26 protein-coding genes are annotated in these 26518 nt (G+C 40.1%); all 26 read right to left on the bottom strand.

Translation table 11 applies throughout. The features are described 5' to 3' along the window. Nucleotides 1-85: 85 nt before the first annotated feature. The 26 genes from NST85_RS06440 to NST85_RS06315 all read right to left on the bottom strand — a co-directional run bounded on the left by NST85_RS06440 (nucleotide 86) and on the right by NST85_RS06315 (nucleotide 26515). Complete coding sequence (locus tag NST85_RS06440) at nucleotides 86-1414, bottom strand: S-layer homology domain-containing protein (protein ID WP_341188878.1); 1329 nt, start codon at nucleotides 1412-1414, stop codon at nucleotides 86-88. Nucleotides 1415-1862: 448 nt separating this feature from the next. Then, on the bottom strand, nucleotides 1863-2243 hold the full coding sequence (locus NST85_RS06435; RefSeq protein WP_127195302.1) for a hypothetical protein: 381 nt from the start codon (nucleotides 2241-2243) through the stop codon (nucleotides 1863-1865). After that, nucleotides 2244-2909 (bottom strand): hypothetical protein, encoded by a 666-nt coding sequence (locus tag NST85_RS06430; protein WP_341188877.1) that lies wholly within the window; start codon nucleotides 2907-2909, stop codon nucleotides 2244-2246. A gap of 143 nt (nucleotides 2910-3052) precedes the next feature. Continuing rightward, nucleotides 3053-3247 (bottom strand): hypothetical protein, encoded by a 195-nt coding sequence (locus NST85_RS06425; protein ID WP_341188876.1) that lies wholly within the window; start codon nucleotides 3245-3247, stop codon nucleotides 3053-3055. 67 nt (nucleotides 3248-3314) lie between these two features. Further along, the gene (locus NST85_RS06420) at nucleotides 3315-3638 is read right to left on the bottom strand and encodes a hypothetical protein (protein WP_341188875.1); all 324 of its coding nucleotides are present in this window, start codon (nucleotides 3636-3638) and stop codon (nucleotides 3315-3317) included. A gap of 19 nt (nucleotides 3639-3657) precedes the next feature. Next, on the bottom strand, nucleotides 3658-5850 hold the full coding sequence (locus NST85_RS06415) for a toxin glutamine deamidase domain-containing protein (RefSeq protein WP_341188874.1): 2193 nt from the start codon (nucleotides 5848-5850) through the stop codon (nucleotides 3658-3660). 53 nt (nucleotides 5851-5903) lie between these two features. Next, the gene (locus NST85_RS06410; RefSeq protein ID WP_341188873.1) at nucleotides 5904-9161 is read right to left on the bottom strand and encodes a DUF5704 domain-containing protein; all 3258 of its coding nucleotides are present in this window, start codon (nucleotides 9159-9161) and stop codon (nucleotides 5904-5906) included. A 16-nt stretch (nucleotides 9162-9177) separates the two neighbouring features. Continuing rightward, nucleotides 9178-10431: an S-layer homology domain-containing protein gene (locus NST85_RS06405; protein WP_341188872.1), complete on the bottom strand. Its 1254-nt coding sequence runs from the start codon at nucleotides 10429-10431 to the stop codon at nucleotides 9178-9180. 865 nt (nucleotides 10432-11296) lie between these two features. Beyond that, nucleotides 11297-11704 (bottom strand): hypothetical protein, encoded by a 408-nt coding sequence (locus NST85_RS06400; RefSeq protein ID WP_341188871.1) that lies wholly within the window; start codon nucleotides 11702-11704, stop codon nucleotides 11297-11299. A gap of 8 nt (nucleotides 11705-11712) precedes the next feature. Then, the gene (locus tag NST85_RS06395; protein WP_341188870.1) at nucleotides 11713-11994 is read right to left on the bottom strand and encodes a hypothetical protein; all 282 of its coding nucleotides are present in this window, start codon (nucleotides 11992-11994) and stop codon (nucleotides 11713-11715) included. A 363-nt stretch (nucleotides 11995-12357) separates the two neighbouring features. Continuing rightward, nucleotides 12358-12669: a hypothetical protein gene (locus NST85_RS06390; RefSeq protein WP_445671148.1), complete on the bottom strand. Its 312-nt coding sequence runs from the start codon at nucleotides 12667-12669 to the stop codon at nucleotides 12358-12360. Between the two features lie 15 nt (nucleotides 12670-12684). Beyond that, the gene (locus NST85_RS06385; RefSeq protein ID WP_341188869.1) at nucleotides 12685-13497 is read right to left on the bottom strand and encodes a hypothetical protein; all 813 of its coding nucleotides are present in this window, start codon (nucleotides 13495-13497) and stop codon (nucleotides 12685-12687) included. Between the two features lie 42 nt (nucleotides 13498-13539). Further along, nucleotides 13540-13845, bottom strand: coding sequence for a hypothetical protein (locus tag NST85_RS06380; protein ID WP_341188868.1), 306 nt, complete (start codon nucleotides 13843-13845; stop codon nucleotides 13540-13542). A 19-nt stretch (nucleotides 13846-13864) separates the two neighbouring features. Further along, nucleotides 13865-14485, bottom strand: a complete 621-nt coding sequence (locus NST85_RS06375; RefSeq protein WP_341188867.1) for a hypothetical protein — start codon at nucleotides 14483-14485, stop codon at nucleotides 13865-13867. A 101-nt stretch (nucleotides 14486-14586) separates the two neighbouring features. Continuing rightward, nucleotides 14587-14781 (bottom strand): hypothetical protein, encoded by a 195-nt coding sequence (locus NST85_RS06370; protein WP_341188866.1) that lies wholly within the window; start codon nucleotides 14779-14781, stop codon nucleotides 14587-14589. A gap of 160 nt (nucleotides 14782-14941) precedes the next feature. Continuing rightward, nucleotides 14942-15256: a hypothetical protein gene (locus NST85_RS06365; RefSeq protein ID WP_341188865.1), complete on the bottom strand. Its 315-nt coding sequence runs from the start codon at nucleotides 15254-15256 to the stop codon at nucleotides 14942-14944. Between the two features lies 1 nt (nucleotide 15257). Beyond that, nucleotides 15258-15602 (bottom strand): hypothetical protein, encoded by a 345-nt coding sequence (locus NST85_RS06360; protein ID WP_341188864.1) that lies wholly within the window; start codon nucleotides 15600-15602, stop codon nucleotides 15258-15260. Beyond that, nucleotides 15592-16038 carry a hypothetical protein gene (locus NST85_RS06355; protein WP_341188863.1) on the bottom strand — a complete coding sequence of 149 codons (447 nt, stop codon included), beginning with the start codon at nucleotides 16036-16038 and terminating at the stop codon, nucleotides 15592-15594. The genes NST85_RS06360 and NST85_RS06355 overlap by 11 nt, the downstream gene beginning before the upstream one ends. Next, a complete protein-coding gene (locus tag NST85_RS06350; RefSeq protein WP_341188862.1) occupies nucleotides 16002-16310 on the bottom strand; it encodes a hypothetical protein in 309 nt (102 codons plus the stop codon). The genes NST85_RS06355 and NST85_RS06350 overlap by 37 nt, the downstream gene beginning before the upstream one ends. Before the next feature lie 482 nt (nucleotides 16311-16792). Then, a complete protein-coding gene (locus NST85_RS06345; protein WP_127195304.1) occupies nucleotides 16793-17257 on the bottom strand; it encodes a hypothetical protein in 465 nt (154 codons plus the stop codon). A 19-nt stretch (nucleotides 17258-17276) separates the two neighbouring features. After that, nucleotides 17277-19460: an EndoU domain-containing protein gene (locus NST85_RS06340; RefSeq protein WP_341188861.1), complete on the bottom strand. Its 2184-nt coding sequence runs from the start codon at nucleotides 19458-19460 to the stop codon at nucleotides 17277-17279. 391 nt (nucleotides 19461-19851) lie between these two features. Beyond that, the gene (locus tag NST85_RS06335; RefSeq protein WP_341188860.1) at nucleotides 19852-21123 is read right to left on the bottom strand and encodes a Gfo/Idh/MocA family protein; all 1272 of its coding nucleotides are present in this window, start codon (nucleotides 21121-21123) and stop codon (nucleotides 19852-19854) included. A gap of 108 nt (nucleotides 21124-21231) precedes the next feature. Beyond that, nucleotides 21232-22890 carry a response regulator gene (locus tag NST85_RS06330; RefSeq protein ID WP_127192132.1) on the bottom strand — a complete coding sequence of 553 codons (1659 nt, stop codon included), beginning with the start codon at nucleotides 22888-22890 and terminating at the stop codon, nucleotides 21232-21234. A gap of 19 nt (nucleotides 22891-22909) precedes the next feature. Beyond that, on the bottom strand, nucleotides 22910-24643 hold the full coding sequence (locus NST85_RS06325; protein WP_127192133.1) for a histidine kinase: 1734 nt from the start codon (nucleotides 24641-24643) through the stop codon (nucleotides 22910-22912). Nucleotides 24644-24686: 43 nt separating this feature from the next. Further along, nucleotides 24687-25487: a carbohydrate ABC transporter permease gene (locus NST85_RS06320; RefSeq protein WP_445671147.1), complete on the bottom strand. Its 801-nt coding sequence runs from the start codon at nucleotides 25485-25487 to the stop codon at nucleotides 24687-24689. Between the two features lie 122 nt (nucleotides 25488-25609). Further along, nucleotides 25610-26515 (bottom strand): ABC transporter permease, encoded by a 906-nt coding sequence (locus tag NST85_RS06315; protein WP_211350081.1) that lies wholly within the window; start codon nucleotides 26513-26515, stop codon nucleotides 25610-25612. Nucleotides 26516-26518: the final 3 nt, after the last annotated feature.

Genomic DNA, 26518 nt, shown 5'->3' with positions numbered 1-26518 from the left:
GTCTGCATTTATTGAATTAGAAAAAGTAAATAAAGAAACAAGCAAACTCACTACCACTAATATTGTATTCATAACCAAATTTTTCCTACTTGATAAGCTGATAATCATATGTTAGATCATCTCCATATCCTGACAACCTGCCATCAGCTGTATAGGATATATTTGTATAACCTTGAAATCTAACTCCAACACTTTTAGAGGTAAATGGCGGCCAAAAAACTTGATTCCAGAAGACACTATAATCAATCCAATCTTTTACATTGAAAACTTCTTTTGGGGCTGAGACAATAGTAAAGTCAAACTTACAACGCATTTTACTATACCCTTGTCTGAACGCCATACTTGGTTCGGCCTTCATACTTCCTTTGGTAATAATTTTATGTTTCTTCACAAAATCTACATATTCTTTTAGCTTTCTCAATCTTTCATTAATGCTGTATGCATTTTTTCCTTCCAGACTTAAGGTTTTATGCATTTCTTCTGCCCACTTATAATCGATAGTACGATAATCAATATTAAACACACGATCAAAATAATCTTCAATATTTTTAGCAGGTTCATCTGCTTGTTCTTTACTATATCCATCTAGTGCATTTTGGGCGCTTGATACAACATCAAAAATTTTCATTTTTTTATATGGCATTTCATACATTTCATTTGGTAAATCCGCTAGAATGTATGAGAAATCTTGTGCGTTCTTTGGTAGATTCGTTGTACGGATCACACGTCCCCATGGATCCAGCTTCGCATTGGCTAAGTCTTCGGCGCTTTTGATTGCTTCTTCATCTACGGGGAGTATCTCACCTGCACGAACTTTTAAAATTCGTTCAATGATCACAACTGACTGCGCACGTGTAGTCGTTGCTAGCGTATCCAAATTTCCTTTACCTGTTCCATGGATCAAGCCATTTTTCGTGGCAATTAGCATGTATTCTCCGTCAGTTGCCGCCGTCAGACCAGCAGCACGAACAGCTGCTATTGCCATCTCCAAACGCGTCATTGCGGTATTGTAGTCACCTTTTATGTATTCTTTGTCACCAATTACGTTATTGCTTTGAGCCGCTTGAATATACGGTGTATACCAAGGACCTTCCTTTTGCTCTAATGTAAAACCGATTGCACTCACAGCCATTTTGATAAACTCTGCACGACTTACGGCTTGATTCGGTTTAAACGTCTGATCTACATAACCGTTGACATACCCTTTCGTCGCCGCATTCACGATATCTGCTTTCCCCCAATGATTCGTAATATCTGTAAAAGCAGTAAAAATGGAAGGTGCCTTTACCTCCGTTACAGTTTCCTGCACACTTTCTGTACTTGAATTCTCCCCTTCCGCAGCGAATATGCTGCCTGGGATGCTTGTCACGACCATCATCGCAGCAAGGAATGCAATCATTTTTCGTTTGCTCATTAAGAAACCTCCGTTATACATTTTATTTACTAATTATAGAAATCCAGCCACTTCCATATTCCACAATATTACACTCCATCCTCGCAATATATCACTTTTCCGCATTTTCCGTTGTCGAAATTTGTAATATATAAAAGTTTATTCCTAACGACAAAAAACTAGCCCCTTTAGACGTGTCCGCCATAAAAGAGTTAGTTTAATATAAATAGGTATAAAATTTTCTTCTAAGTCTATTATCCAAAATAAGTATTTTAAATCTGTCCTTAATATTTTGGGCTTAGATACTTTAATTTTACATCAAATCTACTTTCCTTACTTATATTAACATTTCGATAATAATGAATCTGACCTTCTCAAACTCAGTACTATATGGAAATATAGACTCACTTTTCCACCAGCCAACTATATTTGATCCTTCATCCGGCACTGGGTAGCTCCCAAATGAGGACTAATTAATCAACAATTCACACTTTGCTTGTAAATCAACAGTCTCTGCTCTTTTCCCATGTTCATAACGGTAGACTTGCAATGCAATATTTACATCGTACTTACCGGGTAATAGGTCGCTATCTTCATAATTACAAATATCGTACATTTTATGATGAGGTTTATCAGGGGATATAGTTATTGTATCCTTTTCCCAACCTAAACCACTTCTAATATATCCTCCAAATACTGGATCGTCTCCTTGTAATAAAACAATTTCTCTTAAATCTATCTTTTCTGCGATTTCAATAATTTCGATTGAAGATAATCTTACTACAACAGGAATAGATTTTACACTTCCCTGATAAATGTAACCCTCTAATGGAAATACATCCAATTTCATTTATTCCAACCCCCTATAGTATTTATAATAATTTTCAAATATTTTCAATTCTTCCGTTGTTAATCCTAGTTTCTTCCCCTGCCAGATATTAGTGCCAGTAGCATATCTTTCTACGAACCCCTCGGGTAAACCGTGCCATTCTCTAATTGATAGATTAAGTTTATTAAACTGTCGGTAGTGCCTTACTTCATGTAGTATTGTATTTGCCAGAATATTTGAATTCCCAAATTTTTTATTTAAATCGATAATCGGATTACCTTTCATATCAAATCTGAATTCTCCCATATGTGAAGTGTTAAATGATCGAGATGTTGAGTCAAATAACTTTTTAACTTCATCGGCATATTTCTTACCAAAGGCTGATTCAATTCTATTAAATGCCGCATCTATTTGCTTCGTGGTACTTAAGTTCGCAAAATTCTCATCAAGTTTCCCAATAAAATCCTCAGCATTCAAAGGTTTCTTGGCATACCAACTACCATCACCCACCCCATCAATTACGATTGGGTCAGGAACATTCCCTTTGCCCAGTACTTTACTTACCCCTGCGCCAATACCCTTACCTAATGCATATCCACCCATACCTAATGCAAATCCGGCCCCAAAACCTATCGCAGAGTCCATAAGTAATTCCTTTGCACTACGATCAGAATTGTTGACAAGCATGGATGCAGGATTCTGAACGCCCCCTGCCATACCTTCAGCCAGTCCAACCCTGGCTATTCCCTGAGCAAAATTTGAAGTTACAAATGGGATTTTCTCGATTCCAGTACCTAGCTTACTGACTACTTGTTGTCCTGCACCCGTGTTTAATAGTTTATTTGCAGCTTCATAGGGTGCCCCATCGATCCTGATTTAAAAAGCGCTCCCGTAGGCACAAAATATCGGGCTACATTACTACCGATAAAGCTACTTACTTTGTCGGCCGTTTCATTTCCGGTAGATTCTTGAACACCCACTGACACGCCTGGGATATAGGTTGATCTTGATAAGAACTCACCCATTGGGTTCGATAAAAGAGATTCTAACGTATTTGCAACCGGCTCTATAACGTTTTTAAATATTGTTGCTCTATAACCCCATTTCCTTACAACGGTCTGAGAACTTCTTAAGATAATCTTCTAACTGCTCTGGTTCATTTGATAAGTCAACTACCGTGCCTACATCTCCTTTTTTACTTACTGAATAAGCACAATCCCAAGAGCGGAAACCATCTTCTGGTCCTTCAACTTCTTTATTCCTGAAGAAAAACCAACAACACTCTGCTTCAAGGTAATCTTCACTTAGTAACGGCATAGTTTCATTTAATCTATATTTACTTAACTTTATTAATGCTAGTTGTTCTGCTAACTCTTTTGCTTCTGCCAAAGTAATTTCTTGAATATACTTTTTCAAAAAAAAACTTCCCTTCACTTTAGTCTGGTTTTCCTAATTCAAGTATAAGTTTTGGGTCTAACTCAACAATTTTCCCTATCTGCGAGTCAATAAAAAAAACTTCTCCATTCTTATTAACAACATTAATTACATGAAAAATATTCCCTTGATGGATAACAACCGGTCCTGTATATCCGTCACCTTTTTTAGAAACCATTTCAATAACTTCAGAAACTGTAGCTGGTTTCTCAAATCCCCATGGTGAGGAAGGTAATAAATCACTATGATACCCATAACCATTCATTTTTTGTGCGATTGCTTCCGAATCCACTCCGGATAATCGGCTATGTGTAGCATTTGCACAAGATGTACAGTTAATATTTACCCCAGGTCCTGCACCCTCTACATAATGAGGATTAATATCTTTAAGTTCAGGAAACACTGTTTCAACTGGACGAGTAGATGTATATACATGGTCGTATGCACTACCCACACCATCATCCATCCCTCCAGGTACCTGGTCGATTACATTGTTTAATATTGAGTCAGGAACATTCCCTTTGCCCAGTACTTTACTGACCCCTGCGCCAATACCCTCTCTTATTGCATATCCACCCATACCTAATGCAAATCCGGCCCCAAAACCTATCGCAGAGTCCATAAGTAATTCCTTTGCACTACGATCAGAATTGTTGACAAGCATGGATGCAGGATTCTGAACGCCCCCTGCCATACCTTCAGCCAGTCCAACCCTGGCTATTCCCTGAGCAAAATTTGAAGTTACAAATGGGATTTTCTCGATTCCAGTACCTAGCTTACTGACTACTTGTTGTCCTGCACCCGTGTTTAATAGTTTATTTGCAGCATCATAGGGTGCCCCCATCGGTCCTGATCTAAAAGGCGCTCCCGTTGGCACAAAGAATGGGGCTGCATTACTACCGATAAAGCTACTTACTTTGTCGGCCGTTTCATTTCCTGTAGATTCTTGAACACCCACTGACACGCCTGGAATATAGGTTGATCTTGATAAGAAGTCACCCATTGGGTTCGATATAACCGAATCCAACATATTCCCAAATGGCTCTATTACTTTTTTAAATAATGTTGCTCGGATGGGACCTCCACTTATAAACCAATTCGCTTGTCTTGCTTGTCTAAGATCACTTTGGCTTTCTGGGCTAAGTTTGTTCCACATCATTCGAAGTTGTTCTCGTGTATATCTGTTGGATTTACCTGTTATTAGTTCTTCTTCACTTACCGTCTTGCTTGGATCATAAGCCCCAAGTACTGGACCTTCTGCACTTACCTCGGTTGCTTTAATTTCTTCATAAAAATCATCGTAGTTCTCCTTCGCCCATTCCCTGTACTCCCTATCTCCCATGCTAAGTCGGATCATCGTGAGAAGTCGATTGTCTGTGGGTAAGATCGAATAATCATGCTTCAATGGGTTGTACAGACAGGCAGATAACGGCGTTCCGGTGTATTCAGATGTTAGTTGTACATTCTCATCATAGAAGGTTTTGCTGACTCCGAGCTCTGACAACAAGGTCCTTGCTTTTTCCGCTTCCCCATGTGCGAATTCCATATAAGAGGTTCGTCCAAACTGCTTATATATCTCATAGGCTGCTTGGCATCGTCCCACTTCGATTAGTGTATCACTGATCTTGTCTAATTTCTGCTCGGCTTCCATCTGCTCTTGTATCGAACCATGCTGCATCATCTCCAGCAAGGCAGCAATCTCTGCATCCCCTTTATACTTTAGCATGCGATCGATTAATGTCGTTCTTTCCAGTTGCAACATAAGACCGCGGAAGGTACCGAACAAAAAGGGCGGGATCGTCGTTGTTGTATACCATTTGGGCGAATCCTTCAATAGCTGATTAGAAAAGCTGCCCCAGCTTTTCCACGTATCCCGTTCGATCATAGGAAGAGCTTTCCCTTGAGGTGGTTTTCCCCATGACTCTACCCTCGCGCTCCCTTTCATCAGAGCTATCGCATCCGCCACATTTTGTAGCTCTGCTCCTTGGATTTTGGTGATAGCCAGTCGGATGAAATTGCTCAATTGCTCCGAGTCATCCGCCAGGCGATTGATCTGAGATTGCGCAAGCTGAGCTTCTCCTGACACGCGGTTATACAATTCCCTATCCATTTCATTAAGGAAGCCTTGCGTCTTTGTACGCAAATAATTCGTATCGTCAGATATTTCTTGCAAATCCTTCTGTAATTTCCCCATCCGGCCCGCTCTTGTCTTAGATGGGATGGATTACATCTTTCGTGTTTATTCAATTAATGTCCTGCACCTTGATAATCATTACGTACGGAATAATCGGATTCGAATAAGATATGGTCACCCCAGTTGTAATCAAAAAGGTTACCATATATATCACTGGATGATTTCACTTGTCCTTCTATCTCCCACATATTCGCAATCTCGCCTTGATAACCAAGTAATTGCGTGATATTTCCATTCTTCTCGCGTAACGTATTGATTTTAAAATTGACAATAATATAGCCATTTTTCATAAACTCTTTTTCTTTTCCTGTTAATGCACCACCGTATTGTTTGGCCAAATCTAGAACTGACGTACCTGTAGGAAGAATATACGGGGCTACAGGCAAGTTATATTCTCCGTACCAATGTTGCACACTTCGTTCCGCACGTTCTTGAGTCACGTTCGAGCCAGTAGGAGGTTGCGGCCCGATGATCGTGCGAGATCGATACCCTAACACTTCATTGTTATATCCTTGATCACTAATCTGAAGTTGACGGGTTAGATACTGTTGATAGAATTTTACCCAAGGTGTTTTCGCTCTTTCTAGTGGCGTCCAAATAAAGTTGTATTCATACTCCGCTGAGCGTTGCAGCTCTGCCGTATTGATATTTCGGAATGGGTCCGCTAGCTTATAGACACGACTATACATCTTCTTATCGACAGTAGATCCGACTTGGATCATCTTATTCGATACGCCAGATGCATCGTAATATAAGTTAACTTGTTGCGCTGTACCACCTTTTTGAGGAACGAACCAGAAGGTAGGGGTAATCCCGATCCCCTCTCCCACATTCCATACGTTTCCAATGGTCTTGAAATCGAATAAATACGTATAGCCATTATGAGGGACGTTCATCGCATAGGTCGGATGCGATCCTGGTCTTACCGGTAACATCCTCTGTGGTTGATCCCAAAGCTTGGTGTTCACACGATTCTCATCACGACCACCTGATACGTAATAAAATGAGGCATGAGCTGCTTGTCCTTTTTGCGTGCGGAATACATCTTCATAGCGAAAATCTCCAATATCCCATATACGGAAGCCAAAGAGTCGTCCGACAACGTCCACATTCATCGTTCGTTTGGCACAATGGTTGGTAAGATCCGAATTTTTCTCGGTTTGACAGCCGTCTCCCGCATTAATCGCGATCACTTCCGTCTCAATCGTATACTTGTTTTCATCAATCCATGTCGGCATCTTAAATGTTTTTTCTGCTGTACCCACATCAATATAGATCCATGTATTTTCCTCGATGTATTGATTTCCATCAAAGACACCAAAAGGAAATCTCACTCGTTTAGCTTTGGTGTATTTCGTAAAGGGCTGTGTATACCCTAGTTTGTCAGAATGGTATCCATTCTCGTCTAGTTTCACGGTAAACTCTCGGTCCAATATAATCACAGGGATACTCCTATTCGTTACCATCCGCTGATCAAAGGGACGATTATCGTCGTCAAGCACTTCCGCGTAATTTACGACAGGCGTATGTACCGTTACAGAATTGATCCCATTGATCGAATACTCCAATGCGGCAGAGCCATTCACCTGATCATAATAAATGGTACCTGTGCTTGGCTGGTTCGCCTTGTTTGTCTTACTGTTCGGAATTACATGACCAGGACTATAAAGCACATTATTATCAATCGGTTGTGCGTTAGAAATCGGCAAAGGCGTTGATCCTGTATTAGAGCTAGAGGAACCACTCATTAAAGTTTGGCTATAAAATGTAAATGTATCATTTCTGACCGTGACACTCACTGCATTTTCCGCTGCTTCTTGTGGATCTTGATCAAAAGGAATTTGCAAGTCTTCTGGGAGAGGATCTGGCTCATAGCCACTTGTTAACTCCGTATAATAATACGGCTCGTCATATCCAGTAGGCTGTATTCGTATTCCCCCGCCGTCAAACGCGTAGTTCCATAACTTAGCTTCATTGATCTTATAGACTTTCACATCTTTAATCGTCCAAAAAGAATATTCTTTCTCGACTTCAACAGAGACATTATTCCCTTCAGGTTCTGTTTCCCCTTCTCCTCCGGGTTCTGGTGTCGGCGTAGGAGTCGGCAAAGGAGCGTTCGGATCTGGAGGTGGAGGTTGGACCAAAACATTTACCTTATATGTACATTTCCCGGTCATCTCTTGATACTCGTAATTGTGTAAATAGGTCTTTGAACTCACATTTCCGTATAAACTTTCGGATGTAGGAATTCTATCTCCTACGTCAAAGCGTTCACCTCCACGGCTGTCCGCTCTAATTTCTGCGCTCACTACTGGGTTAAAATCCTCCCCAGCCATAGTGCGGTTTGGCGAAGGCTCTGTACATTCGACGCTTCCGGGGTCTGGAGGATCAGTATTTCCACCACCAGGCTCATCACCAACGGTAATGACAGCAGTAGCTTTTAACCAGTAGGGTCCTTTTTTCCACTCCGCGCTAATTGTAGTACTTCCGTTAGCAATGGCTGTGACTCTACCTGTACTATTTACCGTTGCAACGGATGTATTACTTGAAGACCACGTAGTTTCTGAATTAGAGGATACATTATACCAATTGTCATTCCAATTTGACATGTTATATTCTAATGTCCGCACTTCGGCTGTCATATCTTTAGTGTCGCCTATTGCTAATGTTGCGTTGGACTGAACTCGTATTTGTTTTTTCTCGATGACATAGCCCTTGAAGGAAACCGAGATAGGAATGTAATATTCAGCCATATACTTTGGAGCCCCATCATACCGATCGGCAAATTGCCATTTATTCGTTGCTGTTAAAGGGTATCCCGTACTTACCTTGATGTTAGCTATTGTAGTTCCTAACTGATACACAGGTTTAGTTCCTACACCTATATAACTTGCTGCATCTTTCCAATCCATATCTGTAATCATTAATTCCTTTACATAATTTCTATTAAACCGATTATTAAGGGAGTCCTTCAAAGAATCTGGAGCATAGGGAGTCATGTCCAAGTTAAAATCTGTACGTTTCTCTCTGGGGAGTGCACCAGTGCCACTACTATATGTACCGGTCTGCGCTGTACCCCCATCAAAACTAGCATTCCATATATCTGTATCACTTTGTACCCATACTACCTTAGGTCTTGCGTCGTCCTGACCTATGACCTCAACCTTCACTGTCTGCATATATACAGGCCCTTGTGGGCTTATTTCAATATCTCCTGTCGGATATCCATTATCAAAAGCCGCATACGTCAAGCTTGAATAGATAGAGGATAACAAAGTGAAAATCAGAAATCCCAATTGAACTTTTTTCACCTTCAATCCACTCCAGTTATTCTTTATTATCAATCGCAACAAATGAATTATCGTCAGTTGTTAATTGTGCACCTACAGTATTTGATGTTAAATAACTCATTACCCAAAGAGTTACACCACTTCCATTTTTATAGTTTTTGAAAAATTCTTTAGTTTCTAGCCATGGCATGGTCATGTAACCAAATTTATCAGGTAGATTATTCAACAACCTACTCCCACCAACAATACCCGATCTTGCCCCACTCATATAATGATCCACGTTAAATCCATCCGTTTTTGGATAAATCGTAATTTGAATAAAAGCTATATAAGACCCTGGTTTATCAAGTCTACTATTATAATCATTCTTTTCATCCACAAACAACGACGCATAAATACTATCGATACTCTTAAAATCTTCCGTATCTACTACTATATAATTGTGCAGTTTCAAGCTGCCGGCATAGTTTTTGAAAGTATAGGTTTTCTCCACCACATCATTGAAAGACGTATTTCTCGTCGTAAAAGGACTGATCGTTTCCACATTCGTCCGCTCCGTCCCAACCTCGCGTAACTCCTTCAGACCAAGAAAGCTATCTGCTGGTTGATTCCAAACGGTTTGTAAATTCAGCAATATGATAGCCGCTTCTGCACGGCTTAGTGGCTTGTCCAAGCCAAACGATCCATCCGGGTAACCGTTCATCAGTTTAGTACCAAGAGCAACAGCAATATAAGAGGACTTTGTTTCAGGTATTCCCGGAACGAAATATTCCTTCACCGGAATTACGGTAGTCTTTGTATCTTCCAATGCTTGCTTATATTCTGCATCCGTAGCAGACAACCCGGAGGTCATCCATTTAGCAATTTCAAAGCGTGTAACAGCTGTGTTTGGTTTAAAGCCATTGGGATAATCTATTGGATCAATAAACCCCAAGGATATTGCCTGATTCACCTCCGCTTCACTCCAATGATTTGTAAGATCCGCGAAACGGCTTATTTCATCCGTAGCTTCTGCCTTGCCTGAAAAACGTGCCAGCAGTACAGCAAATTCTGCACGTGTTACTGATGCATTCGGCTTGAAGGTTCCATCAGAGTATCCCTTAAAATAGCCTTTATCTACAGCATTAGTAATACTTGTCTTGGCCCAATGATTGTCTTTTACATCTAAAAAAACAGGAGTAGGACTACTAGTAATATTTCCCTCTATTTGTTCTGCTTCAACCGACGAACTAATCTGAAAAGCACCAAGTACGAAACCTACAATCAATAAAGTCGAGACTAACTTTTTCATAAATATCACTCCTAGTTCATTTTTTCTATCAATAGATTGGCATTTGAACACTTTTTCATGAAAGAGTAGTTAAGTCATCCGCATGGGATGAATTCCCTAAAAGGAAGATTTTTTCTCTCTTGATTGGAGCCTGAAAACAGATTCATAGTACCGGAGGACTAGCCGTCTTGGCTCGTGGAGAGGGGCAAAACTGGAGGCTCGAAGGCCCAAACCTAGTTGGATAGATTGCTGTACCATGCGGAGGGATTTCTCTCCTTCCGCAGCGAATATGCTTCCTGGGATGCTTGTCACGACCATCATCGTAGCAAGGTATGTACTTATTTCTACGTTTACTTATTGAAACCTCTCGTTTTCACTTTTTAACACCAAATAAGGATAATACAACCATTTTCACTACAAAATATGGCATGTTAACCCATAATATATCACTTCTCCAAATTTAAATATGTCGAAATTTGTCTTATCAAAAATTTTATTCCTATCGATAAAGAAACTAGCTGCTTTAATAGACGTGTACGTCAAGAAAGCGAACATAACAAAAAACAGGTCAATCATGGCGGTATCTGACCATAATCGACCTTCTTTTTTGTGACGCTTTAGCGTTATTTAGTTTATAAATTGTCAAACATTACTGTGTGTACAAATGGCTAACTCTTTATAAGGGTATTACATGTGTTATTGTTTGAATGATAGATTCGTTCGGCACTGGATGGGCTCTTTTTGCAATGCCTCTACTCCAAAGTAAAGTTCTTCTAAACCTTAGTTAAATATTGGGGACATGGTTGCCATTTTTGGATAGCCCATCACAATAAAAACAGTCACAAACAAATCAAGATCTCAACAGTCACGCTAACAATCTTTCTAATTAACGTAAAATCCTAGGTGCAACAGCAAATGGTGATTGTTCATAAACGTCGATCCATTTTTTGTAACCCTTTAAGATATTCTCAAAATGATTTAACAATCCACTTGCAGTCACCTTTAATTCAGCAATGATAATTTCTTCAATAGTTTGCGGGTTGCCTATCTCTTTCCTATCTTCTAAAGTAAATTGACTGCTAATATACGAATCAATATCATATTGTAATAATTCACCATATGAGTTGTTTGTCTGATAGTATAAACTTACTCCGTCCCTACTAACAATAACTTCCAATGCATAGCCTGAACCCCTCAGCATGATAGTATTTATATCTCTCTGTTCAACCAACAAGCCATACTTGGTGATTATTGTATTAAAAATATTATTGAAGATATTTAGATAGTTATCCATAAATCCTCCTAATCTTTTATCATCATTTTTGTAGTTACATCATAATGATACCCTTGGTCAATTAGATATTGGTATTCTTTTCCGAAACCTGTTAACTCTTTTTCCCCGGTTAATTTGCTAATTTTGAACAAATTATTATCAACAGGATCAGTTGCAAGATAAATTTTATCATTTCTTGTTATTACATTATCTAACCATGGCTGATTATACTCTTTCCAAAATTGATTCGGAGTTTTATACAGGTCATCAGGTGTGTTGAGTAAGTTAAAGCCGCCATCCCTTGCTCCCAAATCTATAGATTTAACATTTCCTAATTCTTCTATAATGTATTTCGTATCTTTTGCATATGTTCCTAGAACCGTCGTTGTTAGTCCAGGTGATGGCGAAAGTTCAATACCAGAAGATGTTATATACTTTAATGCTTCAGCATTACTAACAGATAAAGCTACTTACTTTGTCAGCCGTTTCATTTCCTGTAGATTCTTGACCCACTGAGACGCCTGGGATATAGGTTGATCTTGAATGCAAAAAAAGCTCATCCCTACTCATACTCCAAGTGTGAAAGAGCTTTGAAAGTTTATTAAGTGTTTGAATTGTTAAGTGTTTGGTTTGTTGGTTGTATTGTACGACCTTGTCGTCATATACGCTATACTTTACTCCGTGGAATTTACGTCTAAAAAATTCGCGTATAAATGAACTATTGAGCCCTTCTTTATTTTTTCAATATTCACTCGTTCTTGAATATTTATTCCTATAAGAGGGTTGTTTGAAATTGAAAATGACACACTAATATCTTTTATTACAAATTCGAAATCAGTTCCATTCACACTGCTTACAGCTATCTTTGAACCAACTAGTTTCTTTAATTTTGTAATATGGTGTGTGTCTGATTCAACAAAGCTAACGACTAATACCAAGCCCCGGCCGGGTATATCAACTACATCATCTAACCTCATTAACTCCACAAGATCTTCTCCCTTCTATCGACGATCAATGAAAAGTAAATCCCGTACATCCCCGATTCTAATTCCTGCGTTTCGTAGCCTAGATATCGCATCTCGTAAAAGCATCATTCTATCCGCTTGTGTTAATTCAGGTGCAAACCTTGCAGCACGTATGCTGGCTTGTGCTTCATCCAACGCAAAATTTCTAGTAATTACATTAAATTCTTCATCTATAACTTGAAATGACCTTCTAGCTAAACCTGATTCATAATGCCCTACTACTTCGTGTGCTATAGTACCATTTCCCGTAATTTTGCTGTTAGCAGACAATTTCCCTGCAATATTTGAAGGAAGAACATCATTATTAATGTTGAGAACCGTATCAAATAATAATCCTGTCGGAGAGGTATCATCAGGACCTGCCACACGAATGTTTTCCTTCGGCATCCCCAAATTTTGGGCATAGTCTGTAAGTTCTTTGATTTGGCTCTCAGTTAAAGGTAACTCATTACGTAGACCATTAGTATCTTTGATCTTCCTTAAATCATTTAGACCTTCACCGATCTCTTCCACTTTAGCAACACTCAGCCCATCATGTATAGTAGGAGGTTTCGAAGGACCAAATTCCATCTTCCCCGGATTGGGTACTATCATCTTGAAAGGTGCGATTTTTTTCTTTCTCAGTATCACTATCGTTATATGGTATTTTACAGTTGCGAGTAATTTTGAAAAAACCGCAGATAACAAAGGTAACAAAGTAACAAAAAACAGGTCAATCATGGTGGTATCTGACCATAATCGACCTGTTCTAACAACTAAATCTTTAATACTTAATTTTTTATATTCCATGACTGCTTTTAACTCTAAATCATCGAGATTCTTAATGCATATTTAATGTAATGCAGAATGGAATTGATGAATTACCTTTTCAAAGGTCTTTAATCTTACAATATCAGAATCCCTTGGTTCAATCCTGACGTTATACTTGAAGAAAAACCTATCGTTTATTTCTTTTTCAAGTGACTGCAATTCTTCAACGTCAGTATGTTCTTTCAAGTATGATACCCAATCAATAATTTCGTTTTTTTGCCAAATTAACATTCCATCATTAGAAATTTCATTCATCTTATCGACAATTTCTCTGAGTTCTTCTAAGGAACTAATCAATTCCTGATGCTTCTCTTTTATTAAGTCCATAGCTTTTCCACCTTTCATGTCACTTTAATGGGGTTATTTTAATCCAACTTTCTGGAATTGAGTTGAAGTCAATATAAGTTTGGTGTCCCCCACCATACAAACCAATTCCTTGCGAACCAACTCTACCATCCAAACCGGTAATACTAGAGCCATTTGGTATTGTTATTTCGTACAAATTACTCGCATTGTTAACCCATTCTTGTTTAATAGCGGTGTTTATTCTCCATTCAAACTCTGTTGCAGGAGGAGGATCTAACGACCAAAAACCACCATTCTTATCTCCTACTCTGTATAGCGTCGTTCCTTCTCCATATATTTTTATTTCCGACTTTCCAGCTGCAAAGGAGTTCAGAACATTTCTTTCCCATTGGCTTCCCTCTGGTAGATTAGGAGTTGAAATATGAGTAACTTCACCGATTCCATCGATTACGATTGAGTCAGGAACATTCCCTTTGCCCAGTACTTTACTAACCCCTGCGCCAGTCCCCTTGCCTATTGCATATCCACCCATACCTAATGCAAACAATCCGGCCCCAAAACCTATCGCAGAGTCCATAAGTAATTCCTTTGCACTACGATCAGAATTGTTGACAAGCATGGATGCAGGATTCTGAACGGCCCCTGCCATACCTTCAGCCAATCCAACCCTGGCTATTCCCTGAGCAAAATTTGAAGTTACAAATGGGATTTTCTCGATTCCAGTACCCAGCTTCCTGACTACTTGTTGTCCTGCACCCGTGTTTAATAGTTTATTTGCAGCTTCATAGGGTGCCCCATCGGTCCTGATCTAAAAGGCGCTCCCGTAGGCACAAAATATCGGGCTACATTACTACCGATAAAGCTACTTACTTTGTCGGCCGTTTCATTTCCGGTAGATTCTTGAACACCCACTGACATGCCTGGGATATAGGTTGATCTTGATAAGAACTCACCCATTGTGTTCGATATAACCGAACTAACATATTCCCAAATGGCTCTATTACTTTTAAAATATCTTATAAAATTATAAAACTTGAGCCAGCGAATTTTATTCACTGGCTCTCTTAAGACTTTTATTTTTTTGGTTATTCTTTCTATAACTATCATTCCAGTCTTGTTAGATATTGCTTGGAACTTCATTTTCTCTATCTAACACCCAAATTCCTGTACTTTCTTGATGACAAGATGTATAACCATACCGGTCTCTCAAATACATCCATTCTTTCGAATAATTCCCTTCATCATCTATTGGTAAATCTGGGCGAAATGGGAATCTAAATATTTTTGCATTTCGAACGGCTTCATCTAATGCAGGAGCTATGAACATTCTAAATGTTTCTTCATCTGTTAATCCGTACTGTTCTTTCGCATTGCGAATAACTTCCATATTAATAAATGATGTATCTTCTTTCCACTTTTTATCATTTCTCATATTATAACCACCCATAATGTTTCAAATATTTATCAGGAATTCTTAAACGTATCTCTTCATCTAATTCCCTGACAGAGATATCTAAATCATCTTTATCATACCATTGTTGACTATTTGGTAATCCAACCCCTTTGCTTTCGCAATATAGAATCGCACAACCAAAACGTCCTCTGTCATAATTTAAAATTATATTATAAAAATTATACAACTTAAACTCTAAACTAAATTCTGGATAAGGAATATTTCTTTGATTAGACAGTATAAAGGTTCCAATTTTATTATCAAAGTATTCTTTCAATTTTCCTTTTAACTCATATACTATTATTTCATAGTTATCATTTAGCAATCCAAACATTCCCTTCTTGTATCAATTCAGTGAATCCGCGATTTTGCAAATATTTCCACTCAGCTTCGAGTGAGCTCCCAAAATATTTCACTAATTCCGGATTATGAGAGAAGCAAATAATTTTACCTCCGCTAATAGCATCATCTAATGCTGGTTTATTAAATACTTCAAACATATCTGCATCATTTATTCCAAACTTAATTTTAGTAACTCCCCAATCATCTCCTAAATCAAAAAACATTGAACCGTTATCTTTTGCACTAGTTAGATAGGATATACCTTCATCATTCCATTTCCCTAATGTCATAGAATCACTATAAGCATTGTGTACAGAGGCATCTCGAATTTTATAATAATCTTCAATTGGTATTTTTCCATTAACCTTTCCATTAACTACTTTTAATCCATCAATTTCATCTGGGTTTCGAAGGGCCAAATTCCATCTTCGCCATATTGGGTACTATCATCTTGAAGCCCTCTGGAGATATCATTGACCTTATCTATATTAAAAATTTGCTTACCCTCAAAGGAAAGATAAATAATTTGATCTTGAGAGTAGTTTTGCCCCGCCTCAACAACTACATATTGTTTTTCATTATTTAAAGAAGCAAAATATGCATCATCATACCTTTTAGTTATGTGTTTTCCATTAAATAGCCAGGAAACACTTCGTTTCTCATCATCCCATTTAAAATTGTCAGTATTCATTTATTGTCACCTCTTATTATTTGATTGACCTCACTGAAACAACCTCTAAGTAGTCCATCTTGTTTATACTTCTATCAAGTAACATCTCTATTTGAATGCTACCGCCAGATTATCCATATGGTGCTGAAGGCAATAGTGCATTTCGATTTCCATATCCATTTGAAGGATCTACAATAGCAAAAGGATCTCGTCCGTTATTCTTGCATGTGAAGAATTGGTACAGGAAACACAGTTAGTATTTATTCCCGGACCTGCACCCTCTACATAGTGAGGGTTTACTCCTTTTAGTTCTGGGAACACGTCATCGAGAGGTTTGATAGAAGTGTAAACATGGTCATATGCACTACCAACACCTTCACCCGTCCCCTCAGGAGAAAATGATTTTAGTAAGTAGCCCGTCTACGTATACCTGCCTACATATTGAAAAAGCCTACTCCTCATTATGACTCTTTTAGGAATAAGCTTCTCAGTGTTAGTTATGTTTATTCGTTATTTTCTATACTCTTAACATCTATCATTTTTTGTTCAATCCAATTCAAAACCATTTCTGCCTCCTCTTGAGAAATCCTCCCCCTCTCGCTTTTATATTTATAAGTTTCATAAGCCCATACTAATATAATTTTCACAAATTCAACTGTTTCTAATTTACAGATCGGTTCAATTTCATCTTCTTCCTCGTCATAAAATGGATCTTCAATTATTGTATAGTCTCTATAGGATATAACGCTTGATGCATTTCCTCCATGTCTATATTCGGGTATATTTCCCCTTAATAAATCAATATAATTATCAATATCAATTTTCAAATCTTTAAATCTCCAAGGTATATCAGATCCTAAGGGATCACTTATCATATTGGCGAATTTCAGTGATTTTTCTTCGTCAAAATCCAATACAACTATATTAAATCTCTCCATATATTTCAATTTATATTTATACTTAATCATTATTCAAATCTCCTCCAATTCAATATACTGGATAGGCTGAAATTATCTTATCATTTCTTAAAATAAACTCTATTTCCATTCCCGTGCCTGTTTCACCTATATATTTATTATTTTTTATAATCACTTTATTATTAAAAGCTTCATTCACTGCATCTATCACCTGTTGTGGTGTCCATTCCTTTGGAAAAAATGTGGATTTAGGTCCCTTTACTACTCCATTAATTTCTATATTGGCTTGATAGACACCAAACTCATTAGGCGGGTCAATATTTCCGACAATTTTACCGCTACTATTCGGCATTCCTTCATAATGAAATCCATTGGCATTTCCATTTTTGAGTATTTCACCATCAAAAATATGGTTTAATCCATTTTCTTTAGTCCCTTGTTTGAAGTTTTCTGTGTTTTGTAGACTCTCAAGCCATTTCTTTTCCTCTATAACAGACTTAGAAACATCACCCATCCCATCGATTACGATTGAGTCAGGAACATTCCCTTTGCCCAGTACTTTACTAACCCCTGCGCCAATCCCCTTGCCTATTGCATATCCACCCATACCTAATGCAAATCCGGCCCCAAAACCTATCGCAGAGTCCATAAGTAATTCATTTGTACCACGATCGGAATTGTTGACAAGCATGGATGCAGGATTCTGAACGCCCCCTGCCATACCTTCAGCCAGTCCAACCCTGGCTATTCCCTGAGCAAAATTTGAAGTTACAAATGGGATTTTCCCGATTCCAGTACCCAGCTTACTGACTGCTTGTTGTCCTACACCCGTGTTTAATAGTTTATTTGCAGCTTCATAAGGTGCCGCTATCGGTCCTGATCCAAAAGGTGCTCCCGTTGGCACAAAATATGGGGCTACATTACTACCGATAAAGCTACTTACTTTGTCAGCCGTTTCATTTCCAGTAGATTCTTGAACACCTACTGAAACACCTGGGATATAGGTTGATCTTGATAAGAACTCACCGATTGGGTTCGATAAAACCGAATCTAACATATTCCCAAATGGCTCTATTACTTTTTTAAATAATGTTGCTCGGATGGGACCTCCATTTATAAACCAATTCGCTTGTCTTGCTTTTGTAAGCTCACTTTGGCTTTCTGGACTAAGTTTACTCCACATCGTTCGAAGTTGTTCCGGTGTATACCTGTTGGATTTACCTGTTATTAGTTCTTCTTCACTTACCGTCTTGCTTGGATCATAAGCCCCAAGTACTGGACCTTCTGCACTTACCTCGGCTGCTTTAATTTCTTCATAAACATCATCGTAATTCTCCTTCGCCCATTCCCTGTATTCCCTATCTCCCATGCTAAGTCGGATCATCGTGAGAAGTCGATTGTCTGTGGGTAGGATCGAATAATCATGCTTCAATGGGTTGTACAGACAGGCAGATAACGGCGTTCCGGTGTATTCAGATGTTAATTTTACATTCGCATCATAGAAGGTTTTACTGACTCCGAGCTCAGACAACAAGGCCCTTGCTTTCTCCGCCTCCCCATGTGCGACTTCCATATACGAGGTTCGTCCAAACTGCCTATAGATCTCATAGGCGGCTTGGCATCGTCCCACTTCGATTAGTGTATCACTGATCTTATCTAATTTCTGCTCGGCCTCCATCTGCTCTTGTATCGAACCATGCTGCATCATCTCCAGCAAGGCTGCAATTTCTGCATCCCCTTTATACTTTAGCATGCGATCGATTAATGTCGTTCTTTCCAGTTGCAATGTAAGACCGCGAAAGGTACCGAACAAAAAGGGCGGGATCGGCGTTGTTGTATACCATTTGGGCGAATCCTTCAATAACTGATTAGAAAAGCTGCCCCAGCTATTCCACGTATCCCGTTCGATCATAGGAAGAGCTTTCTCTTGGGGTGGTTTTCCCCATGACTCTACCCTCGCGCTCCCTTTCATGAGCGCTATCGCATCGGCCACATTTTGTAGCTCTGCTCCTTGGATTTTGGTGATGGCGAGTCGGATGAAATTGCTCAATTGCTCCGAATCATCAGCTAGGCGATTGATCTGAGATTGCGCAAGCTGAGCTTGTCCTGACACGCGGGAATACAATTCCCCATCCATTTGGGCAAGGAAACCACTCATCTTTGTACGCAAATAATTCGTATCGTCAGATATTTCTTGCAAATCCTTCTGTAATTTCCCCATCCGGCCCTCTTGAAACATCGATTTCTGAGCCACCTATTTGCTCCTTTCTTGCTCAGATGAATCACTCTCGTTGTGGCATAGAGCTCCGAATCTATTCGAAGCTCTTGTCTTAGGTGGAATGGATTACATCTCTCGTGTCTATTCAATTCATGTCCTGTACCTTGATAATCATTACGTACGGAATCATCGGATTCATTCTGTGAAAAGTACCACAATATAACAATCTGTTCTCACAATATCACTTTTTCAATTTTACTGTTGTCGAAATTTGTAATATATAAAAGTTTATCCCTAATGCTAGATAAACTAGCTCCTTTATAGACGTGTACGAGCTACCTGAAAATCTGTGTAAACGTAACAAAACCCCATCTTATGAAAAGATGGGGACTCATGTAGTAATGCCTAATTGTCATACTGAGATTTCTTACTGCATATCCGTAAGTTTTATTGCCTGTCCGCCGTGCAATCTGGAATGTTCGGCTGCAAATGCCATCAGATGACTCTGGAGAGAAGCGGTTGCAGAAGTCAAACCGCACGAAGGATTGTTGTCGAATCGGTTGACATCCCGTAGAAATGAACCCACCATCCGCTCATCGCCGCCTCCATGGCCATCAGCACCTCCATGACCATCGCCACCGATAGAGCACTGAATATCAAGCTTCTCCCCTGTAGCATACCTGTATAACGTAAAGGTTCCGTCATCCATATTCCCTAATATTTCACCTTGAGTGCCCATAATTTGTACCCTGCGTCCACTGGTTTGCGTAAGTCCAGACATGATGAACGATGCGTTCGCTCCATTGGTAAATTCCATATTGACGACCTGATGATCGACAACATTGTTATCGCACCGATAAACGCAACGCCCAAACGGGCTCTCCTTGATCGCCTTCATAATCCCTTCCGGCGACAAATCATTTGACATATAACGCGCCCAAGGGTGGTGTGGGGGCTGGATGTACATTTTCAGTGCTGAGAAAGGACATTCCTTCTCCACCTCGCAGCCATCGATGCAGCGATCGGTAGAGCCATCCGGGGCATTCTCCGCTCTGAAATGAAGCAGCGATCCGTATGAGCTCACACTTGTACAGGACTGTCCCATGAGCCAAGATATAATATCCAGGTCATGACATGATTTCGCTAAAATCATCGGGCTTGTTTCTTCCGACTTACGCCAATTGCCACGCACAAAGCTATGTGCCATGTGTAGAAAACCAACGTTTTCGGTTAATTGGATCGTTGCAACCGTTCCAAGTTCTCCCTGGACGATACATTTTTTAATCCCTACCCAAAAAGGGGAATATCGCAGGACATGGCTGACAACAAGCAGACGCTTATATGTTTGCGAAGCTTGCTCCAAACGGATACATTCATCCTTGGAAGGTGACATCGGCTTTTCTAACAGGACATGATAACCTAGCTCCATCGCTTTCATCGCCGGTACGTAATGCATCTGGTCGAGCGTGCTGATGATCATCACATCCGCAATACGTCCTTGATCAAATGCTTGCTCCCACGAATCATAGACATACTCCGAAGCAATCTGGTGAATATCCGCAAACCGCTTTCTTCGTTCATCGTCAGGTTCCGCTACCGCTATGATTTTCAATTCATTTGGAAACTTTTCTGCATAAGGCCCATAAATATATCGTCCTCTACTGCCAGCGCCTAATAAAACCGCCGTTATCGTCTTCAAAACTTCTCCTCCTCATCATGTTCGGCTCCTGATTCAATTTTAAGGGGAATGAAGTAGTACATTAAAGAGATTGTTACTGACATTCATATACATTTATTGACCTTCATTTTATGAACGCACCATTCTATATTCTTGAGGCGTCATTTCGTTTTGCTTTTTGAAAAAGCGGATAAAAGCAAGTGCCGAATTGTAACCCAAGGCAGCCGCAATTTCATTGACTTTCATCGATGTATTCAACAGCATTTCCTTAGCCATCAGGTTACGGTAATCGTTTACATATTTAGATAACCCAACCCCGGTAATTTGCTTATACAATCTGGAAAAATAAGACGGATTTAAACCTACATAATCCGCCAATGCATTTAAGGAAATATCGGTGGATATATGTTCTTCGATATACCGATGAACCTTTGTAATAACTTCATCTGGCGACTGTATGCCATGTGAAGCATTCCAATCGAACAGAACCTCTGCCATTTGCCAAAAATATTGGGTTAAATCCGACCACGAAGTCGTATCACTATGCTGAAACAATTTATCCAAATCAAGCAGTGTATTCATGTAATCGCGAACTTCCCGATTTTTATTAATGTGCGAAAGAAACACGGCAGAAAGAGAATGATACAATTCTGTTTTACGCTCATAAGGAGTCAGGGAATCACCCCATATGGCTGTCAACTCGACATATAGCTTGGAGAACTGTTCCCGGTGATTATTTTCCAGACAAGTCATAAGCAATTGTACCCGGGTATGATAGAAAAAATCATGATGACTCCCCATCTCGTGGCCTTCGCGCTCATGAATATCCCTATCCGTCATAATGACCTCACTGGACAAGCCGTGACCATAAACAAAACAATATTTAATAGAATGAAATCGGTCAGAAATGCCGTTCCATGCCGTCTGCTCGCTGCCAAGAATAAAAGAAACGGGCAAGTTCAACAATTTCTTGCACGTTTCCTGGACCGTTTCTAGAATACCACTTGCATACCGATAAGCTTTGACCCAGTCCAAGGGGTCTGAAGCTGTGAACGATTGCTCGTTAATTGAGGGTTGAATTAACCAGACGATTTTCGACAAATCGTACACAACGGAAAAGCAGTGCACATGCTCTGATAAATACTCGTCGCAAATATTTTGGAACGCATAGGTTAACAGTGCTTTGTCCGGTGTCGTGAACATCTCTTTCCAAGCATCCACCCTGCCAAGCAGCAAATAAACCGGCATCCCCGCATCCAGTGAAATATCAATTTCCTTAAATGCTTGTTTCAATTGATATTCCGTTTCCTGCTTACCTTGGAACAGTCCCCACATGTAGTCTTTTTGCAGCGAAGGCAGCGCCAACCTCATTTTGGTTTGCGCCCTTGCGATAATCTGCTGCTGATCGTGTTCCTCCTCGATTTTTTCAATCGCACGTTCCACAGACTCGATAATTTTCTCATCGCTTTCTACCTTCAGAATGTATTCGAAGCCACCGTATGTAATCGCACTCCTTGCATAATGAAACTCATTATATCCCGTTAAAAAGATGACTTTGCAGGAAGGCCACTGTGATTTGATTTCCCGCAGCAATTCAATACCTTCAAGTCCAGGCATCTTGATGTCTGAAATCACGATATCAATCCTGTGATTCTGCAGCACCTCCAAAGCCTCTTCTCCTGAATAAGCTTTCATGACATCGAGCTCTAAATGAGCGGTTTGCTCGAAAAGCTCAAGAAGACCATCAACAATAATCGGAAGATCATCAACGATAAGCAGTCTGTACATGCTGTTTCCTCCTCTAGCTCTAGCTTATGCTCAGGTTGATCCTTACCTTCAGCCCGCCTAGAATGGAACGTGACAACGTAATGCCATGATCTACACCGTAACGCAATTGTATTCTGCGATGAACATTAATTAGACCGGTCGTTTCTTCGATACGATTGGAAGACAGTTTAAGCCGCAGCTTGAGCTGTTCAATTTCCTCATCACTTATGCTGTTACCATTATCTTCAACATACAAAGAGAAGTCGTTTCCCTTTCGCTCTGTATGAACCCAAAGCTCGCCTTTGGGGAGCATACTGCCTAACGCATACTTATACGCATTCTCGATAATCGGCTGCAAAATAAGCCTTGGTACAACCATGTCCGGGACCTCTCCGTCAAATCTGACTTGAATCCGGTCACCATAACAGATAGACTGCATATCAACATAGGTACGTGAATGCTCCACCTCAAGCTCAAGTGGAATTTCATCTTCATCGTTCCGGGTAATAAATTGAAAATATTGGCCGATATGCATGCAAAATTGATATGCTTTTTCTTTTTGATGCTCAGACTTGATCAAACGGCATAATACAAAAAAGCAATTATATAAAAAATGAGGATTAATCTGTGATTGCAGTCGTTTCAGCTCTGAACGCTGGTTGCGGATTTGCTGCTCATAATTTTCCTCGATTAATGTCTTCAAAGATCGTACGGTATCGTTAAAAGCTTGATACAAGTACCCAAACTCGTCATGACCACGATCGATCGGGATCAGATCCAACCTGTTCTGCTGGACGCGCCTGAACGAATGAACCAGTTTCATTAGCGGGCGATATATAAACCGTAATAGAAAATAAGAGAAGAAGAACACGATGAACACGGCAAGAACGCACGCCCCCAAAAACCAGAACCGATACATTTGCAACGGGCCTAAGACATTCGCTTCGGGGATACAAGTAATGGAATACGAATTCCAAACATCGGAGTATTTATAAACAGTAAGGTAACGATGCCCTGCATAATGCAGTGTTTCATAACCCTCCTCAGATTTGGAGCCTCGCTTTTCCGCGGCAAACTCCTTCATTCGTTCCATTAAAGCTGAATCGGTGCCACTCTCAATTTCCCAGCCCCGATCCATGTTCAGCAATACGCTCTGTCCGCCTCGTGATTCTCCGATCTGTGCCAGCGTTTCTCTGATCTTACTTGCAGACAACTCGACCCCCACAATGTAGATAGGTCTCCTTATCGTATTAGCTGGATATTGCATGCTAATAAACAAGCGATCATTCCAGTACGTAAACGGTTCTGCATACAGCTTGTCAGTTTGTTGCATCGCAGCGTATTCCGACTCATCAATCGACGTTTCATACTTCAGACTTAGAATGGTGCGATCAATTAAGGGAACGTAGGCCCTTGCCTCCTGAATAAACGGACTCGAATTTTTCATCAGATCCAGCCGTTTCTGAATCTCCAATATTTTTTGTGTAAGCTCATAATACGTGATGTCATGGCCAGTTATGGCAATTTCCATCAAATCCTTGTCCATGACATAGTTCGGCAAATAGCGGTCAATCCTATCTGCCTCCTTATCCAACGAGTCCAGATAGAACCTTGTCGTATTCAGAATCGACTCCGATATTTCCTTACGAATATTGTCAGAACCTCGCTCATTAATCATCCAGGTAATCATCATCAGCGGTAGCAGCGCTGTCAAGAAGGCAACCATCACCTTCTTGAAAATGGAGGAGTCGCGCAAAAAGAATAAGAACTTCATCGTTTGTTCTCCCATCTAGTTCATGATCAGAGTAACCCCGATATTATTCTTTGACACTCCCCATCACAATTCCTTTAATAAAGAATCGTTGCAAGAACGGATACACGATGAGAATCGGGAATGCTGCGACGAAAATTTGCGCTGCTCGGCTTGTGCGGTCCGACAATTTAAGCATCAATTCGACATTCTCCGTCTTAATGAAACGGAAGTCTAGTTTAACAATGACCGTTTGCAAGAAGGTCTGCAGTGGATAATTCTCGGTATGATTCATATAGAGCATCCCGTCGAACCAGCTGTTCCAATGCCCTACCATCGTGAACAAGCCTGTCGTTGCCAATGCAGGTAATGACAACGGTACATATATTTTCCATAACGTCTTGAAATGTCCTGCTCCGTCAATTCGCGAAGATTCCTCAAGTTCCTTCGGCAGACTACGGTAGAAATTGAGGAGCAAAATGACGTTGAATACTGCGACACCTCCCGGTAGAACCAACGCCCAAATCGTATCGATCATTCCGAGGGACTTAATCGTAGTATACGTTGGAATGAGTCCTCCGCTGAATAAAATCGTAAATACGAATACCCATGCGTAGAATGTACGCAGCCGGAACTGCCTGGAATCTTTGGACAATGGATACGCTGTAATAATCGTCAACGTCATACTGATCATTGTCCCTATAATGACCCGTTGGATCGAGATCCAGAATGCGCGTAGATACTCCGGCTTTCCGAATACGTTTTGGTAAGCAGCGGTTGTAAATTCAACCGGCCAGAGTAGAACTTTACCGGCTGCTGCCGCCTGTCCGGAGCTGAATGAGATCGCTAGAATATGAATAATAGGCATAAGACATAAAAAGGATATGAATGCTAAAAAGATAAAGTTGCATACCAGGAATAACTTTCTGGACCATGATCTGTTATTATGCACGATGTGTGTCTCTCCCTTCTGAATTACCGACGCCTGCCTTAGAAGATGCGGTAATTCGCTATCCGATAGGCTAAGACATAAGAAACCGAAATGAAGATAAAGGATACGATGGATTTAAGCAGCCCCACCGCTGTCGCGAATCCAAACTGTGCTTGTTGGACCCCCAAACGGTATACGAAGGTGTCGATAATATCCGCACTTTCATAGACCGGTGGACTATACAGGTTGAATATTTGCTCAAAGCCAGCATTCAATACATTACCGATATTGAGTGTGAGCATCAGGATAATGATTGGCATCATCCCTGGCAGTGTGATGTTCAATATCTGCTTGAATCGCCCAGCCCCATCGATCTCAGCTGCTTCATACAGCGATGGATTAATGCCAGTTAGTGCAGCCAGGTAGACGATCGTCCCGAACCCGAACTCCTTCCATACATCCGATATGACCATCACATAAGGAAACCAGGCATTTTCACCTAAGAAGAATATAGGCTTGATCCCAAATATGCTGAGCACTTGATTAAGGATACCGGAGGATGGGGATAGAATATCAACCAAAATACCGCTTAATAGAACCCAAGATAGAAAGTGTGGCAAGTATACGAGCGTCTGGAACGTCCGCTTGACCCATTCTTTCCGCAGCTCATTGAGCAGAATCGCTATCGTGATAGGCACAATCAATCCGGCAATAATTTTCATAACCGCAATATAAATCGTGTTCAGAAAGACCCGTCCGATGTCGGGATATTCCATTAACAATTGAAAGTTCTTCATCCCAATAAAGGGTGATCCTATCAAACCTTTGTTCGGGATATACTTTTGAAAAGCCATGATAATGCCAGCCATCGGGTAATAGCTGAAGATCAATACCAAGATTAATCCTGGAAGCACCATCATATGAAGAGGCCACTCCCGCTTCCACATTCGTGTCAATACATTCATGCA

This window comes from Paenibacillus sp. FSL K6-2524, assembly GCF_038005525.1.
In the GTDB taxonomy this organism is placed as follows: Bacteria; Bacillota; Bacilli; order Paenibacillales; family Paenibacillaceae; genus Fontibacillus; species Fontibacillus anaericanus.
Note: the sequence above shows the minus strand (reverse complement) of the source record. Positions and strands in the feature narration are given on the sequence as shown.